The organism is Protofrankia sp. Cr1, from assembly GCF_963555865.1.
Taxonomy (GTDB): Bacteria; Actinomycetota; Actinomycetes; order Frankiales; family Frankiaceae; genus Protofrankia.
This window is the reverse complement of record NZ_CAUVXO010000009.1, coordinates 21,344-25,050: the sequence shown is the minus strand read 5'-3', so window position 1 is coordinate 25,050 and position 3,707 is coordinate 21,344. Positions and strand designations below refer to the sequence as shown.

The window sequence follows — 3,707 nt, the reverse complement described above, 5'->3', positions numbered from 1 at the left end:
GGGAGCCCATCGGGCCATACAGCGCCGAGTCAGGTACAGCAGCCACCGCCGCAGCAGGCGCCACCCGACGGGGCAGGCAGCAGCGAAGCCGACCCGGAAGCCGGCGACGAACCCGCGCGGGTCACCGCGACCGCGGTGAACACCCGGCTGGTGTCGGCGTGACCAGTCGGACACGGCGTGCTGACGGCGGCTGTTTCGGTGATGCCACGTCGCACCTCGAAGCTGGTGTCGCAGGTACGACAACGGTATTCATATGCAGGCACGCTCTCAGCCTACGTCGAACGGCCTACGTAGACCGGCCCACGTCGAACGGCCCGCATCGAACACGCGATCCGGTGGTCAGCCGAAGCGAACTGGCTGGCCGGTAGCCTCCAGGACCGACAGCCAGAGGTCGCCGGCGGGATCAACCTGACTGCGGTGACTGATAGCCAGCGGAATCGGGACGTGCACGAACCTGCGACGCCACCGGCCGACCACCATCTCGGTACGGCCGGACATCGCCGCGTGGACCGCGGCGTGCGCCAGCCGGATGCAGTACACGCTGTCGTAGGGATTGGCCGGTACGCTGCGGATCACATAACTCGGATCGATGTATTTCAGATTCAGCTCGATGTCCACCGCGCCGAAATGTTCCGTGACCCGCCTGGTGAGGAGCTGGCCGACGTCCCGGAGCTTGATGTTGCCCGAGGCGTCGCTGCCCTGCGGCGCCCGGCCCTGCTCCTCCTGCGCGAGAAGTTCCTGGCCGGCGCCTTCCGCGACGACGACGACGGCATGGCCCCGCTCCTCGACCCGCCTGTGCAGGAAGTTCAGGAGCCCACCGTCACCGTCAAAAGCGAAGGGCACTTCAGGGATGAGCACCACGTCCGCGTCGCTGTTCGCCAGCGACGCGTAACAGGCCAGAAATCCCGAATGCCGGCCCATGAGCTTCACCACGCCGACGCCGTTGGGCGAGGACGTCGCCTCGACGTGCGCAGCCCGTATCGACTCGGCCGCCTTCCCGAACGCCGTCTGAAAACCAAAGCTCTGGTCGATGTAGGGAATGTCGTTGTCGATCGTCTTCGGGACGCCGACAATAGCGATCTTGTCACCTCGTTCGCGCGCGATCCGGGCAAGCTCAAGCGCGCCGCGCAGCGAGCCGTCACCGCCGACGACGAACAGAATGGTGATGCTCATCCGTTCCAGGCAGTCAACGATCTCCTCCGGGTCCTGTTGCCCGCGTGAGGTTCCAAGGATTGTTCCACCGTTCTCGTTGATGGTGCCGACGAGCTCGGGGGTCAGGTCCAGGACGCTGTGGCCGTACTGGGCGATGAACCCCTGGTATCCGTTGCGGAAACCGAAGATTCTGGTGACGCCGTAGTGCGAGGTCAATTCGAACACCAGGCCACGGATGACGTCGTTCAGACCGGGACACAACCCCCCACAGGTGACAATTCCGACCCGGGTCTTGGACGGATCAAAGAAAATCTTTCGCCGGGGCCCGGCCGGCTCGAATCCGGGGAGAGCGTCGACGGGCATATCACGCTGTGCAACCATGGACAACGTGTCGTCGAGAAGAACACGGTCATCCTCGTCCACATAATGCTGGGTCGTTCGCTTGTCACCGATCAACGGCGCCAGCGGCGATGTGATCCGACAGGGCCCCAGCGTCCTTACGGAAAGATCTGGACCATCAGCCATCAGTAACGCATCCCTGGGACCGCCGCCGACGCAAGCGGGAGGGAGCCGGGAGCTCTCGACTCCGCCCGGTGACCGCGCCGTTCCCGGCCAGCCGGCGGACCAGCCCGGTTACCGACGTGAAACAGAGATTTCCGGGTGGGACACACCACGATTGTCAAATCTCCTTTCTCGCCCACTCGTGTCAAACAGTACCGGCCAGGCCGCCAACCCCGATGACTTGGATCGTGAACCCGCCCGAATGGTGCGCCAGCCGAAACCCGTGCTTTACCGGCCGGACATGCCACGAACCCGGGTCAGCCCGACCGGCACCGCCGGTCGGCGTCGGCTCAGCGACCAGCCGCAGGTCGTCGTCGGTGCTCATGCCGCCGCCGGACGCGACCGCCCCGGTCAGCCCGGCGTGGCGACGTGCCCCAAACCCGCAAAGAGTGAGATCGATTACTGAACGTTCGCTGGACGATGCCGACCGGACGCCGCCCGCGGGTACCGACACGTCATCCGGTCATCCTTCGGTGAGGGAATCGGTGCGGGAAACGGAGAACGCTGATCCGGTCGCGGTCACCGGCGTCCCACCGACTGCCGCGGTCGCGCGGTCGGGTGCGGGCAACCGTTCGGCGATGAGCAGGGCGAGGTCGTCGTGCAGCTTCCCGCCGACATGACGGTGCAGATGAGCAACCAGCGCGTCCAGCGCCGTGTCAAGAGTGACCGCTGTCAGCTCGGCAAGGTGGTCATTGAGGCTGAAGAACGCCCGCCTGCTGTCACGTGCCTCGATCAGGCCGTCGGTGAACAGCAGCAACCGGTCACCCGGAGCCCAGCTGCTGATGGTCGCCGTGAAGTCCTCGGCAATACCCAGCGGGGGGCTGGGATCGATGATCGCCAGCGGGTACGCCGACTCTCCGGACAACAGGATCGGCGGTGGATGCCCAGCAGAGATCAACCGCAACGTCCCGTCCGAATGGATGTCGACGAGCAGGGCCGTGACAAAGTCCTCGGCGCCCGCTTCTCGCGAAACCGCCCGGGCGCAGGCCCCGGCAATCCCCTCGAGCTCCGGGTGGTTGGCGGCTCCCTCACGGAACGCACCCAGGACGACCGTGGTCAGCCGGACCGCGGGTAGGCCTTTGCCCTTCACATCCCCGATGATCATTCGGGTGCCGCCCGATGCGGTCACGACCTCGTAGAGGTCCCCACCGACAAGGGTCTCGGCCGCGGCGGACAGGTATCGAGCGGCGAACGCGACCCCGTTGACGGTGGCGGGTACCACCGGTAGCAGCGCGCGTTGGGCCACCTCGGCCACGACGCGGACGCGTCCCAGCTCCCGTTCCCTGTGCTGCCTTGTCACCGCAACGTAGACCGCAACCGCGGCCTGGACGGTGACCAGCACGCACGCGGCGACATGCTGCCCGGTACCGAACCGATGGTCCCACGTGCCCGATGCCACGGCAGCGGCAACCGCCGCGAGCCCGACGGCAACGGTGACCACCGTTGAGCCGGTAGCGGAGGCGATCAAGGGCACCAGCCCGTAGAAGCCGGTCAGGTTGATCCCGGGGATGACGACATCGGCGACCACGAGCAGGCCCAGCAGGCCGGGCAGACCTCCGTCAGCCGCCACGACCGCGCTCCCACGTGTCCGCATTGTCCTCATCATGCCCACAACCAACGAACGAGGAAACGCCGTTGACCACAATACGACCACCAGTGGAACGCTACTTGTGCCGCGGCTCCCACCAAAACCGCGAGGGCGTCCCGGACCGCCATCCACCGGCGGGAGGGGAGGATCCGCGGGTGGGAGAGGATCGGCCCGTGCAGGGGACAGAACGGCCACGGCAAGGCGTGGATGACCGGGACAGCCAGGTCGCTCACGAACAGTGGCGGACCGTCCGACGGTTCCTCAACAGCCACCGCCACCGGCTGACCCGGCTCGCCGGTGAGCTGTACCCGCCGTCGGCACGGGTGGCTGGTACACCCCTGCTCGCGCCGCCGGGGTGGATCCCGGACCGGGCCGTCCCCCTGGCAGAGGTCGAGGTGGGGTGGAC

The 3,707-nt window shown here is 66.8% G+C and carries 3 protein-coding genes and 1 pseudogene; 1 reads left to right on the top strand and 3 read right to left on the bottom strand.

All coding sequences use genetic code 11. The features are described 5' to 3' along the window. Window positions 1-29 precede the first annotated feature (29 nt). The 3 genes from U9980_RS02130 to U9980_RS02120 form a co-directional block, all read right to left on the bottom strand. Window positions 30-263: a zinc ribbon domain-containing protein gene (locus tag U9980_RS02130; protein WP_322752390.1), complete on the bottom strand. Its 234-nt coding sequence runs from the start codon at window positions 261-263 to the stop codon at window positions 30-32. A gap of 76 nt (window positions 264-339) precedes the next feature. Then, the gene (locus U9980_RS02125; RefSeq protein WP_322750033.1) at window positions 340-1,677 is read right to left on the bottom strand and encodes an ATP-dependent 6-phosphofructokinase; all 1,338 of its coding nucleotides are present in this window, start codon (window positions 1,675-1,677) and stop codon (window positions 340-342) included. Window positions 1,678-2,176: 499 nt separating this feature from the next. Further along, window positions 2,177-3,283 (bottom strand): PP2C family protein-serine/threonine phosphatase, encoded by a 1,107-nt coding sequence (locus U9980_RS02120; RefSeq protein WP_322766451.1) that lies wholly within the window; start codon window positions 3,281-3,283, stop codon window positions 2,177-2,179. 191 nt (window positions 3,284-3,474) lie between these two features. Between U9980_RS02120 and U9980_RS02115 the strand changes: the two are divergent. Continuing rightward, window positions 3,475-3,707, top strand: a pseudogene (locus U9980_RS02115) (hypothetical protein); the annotation flags it as partial.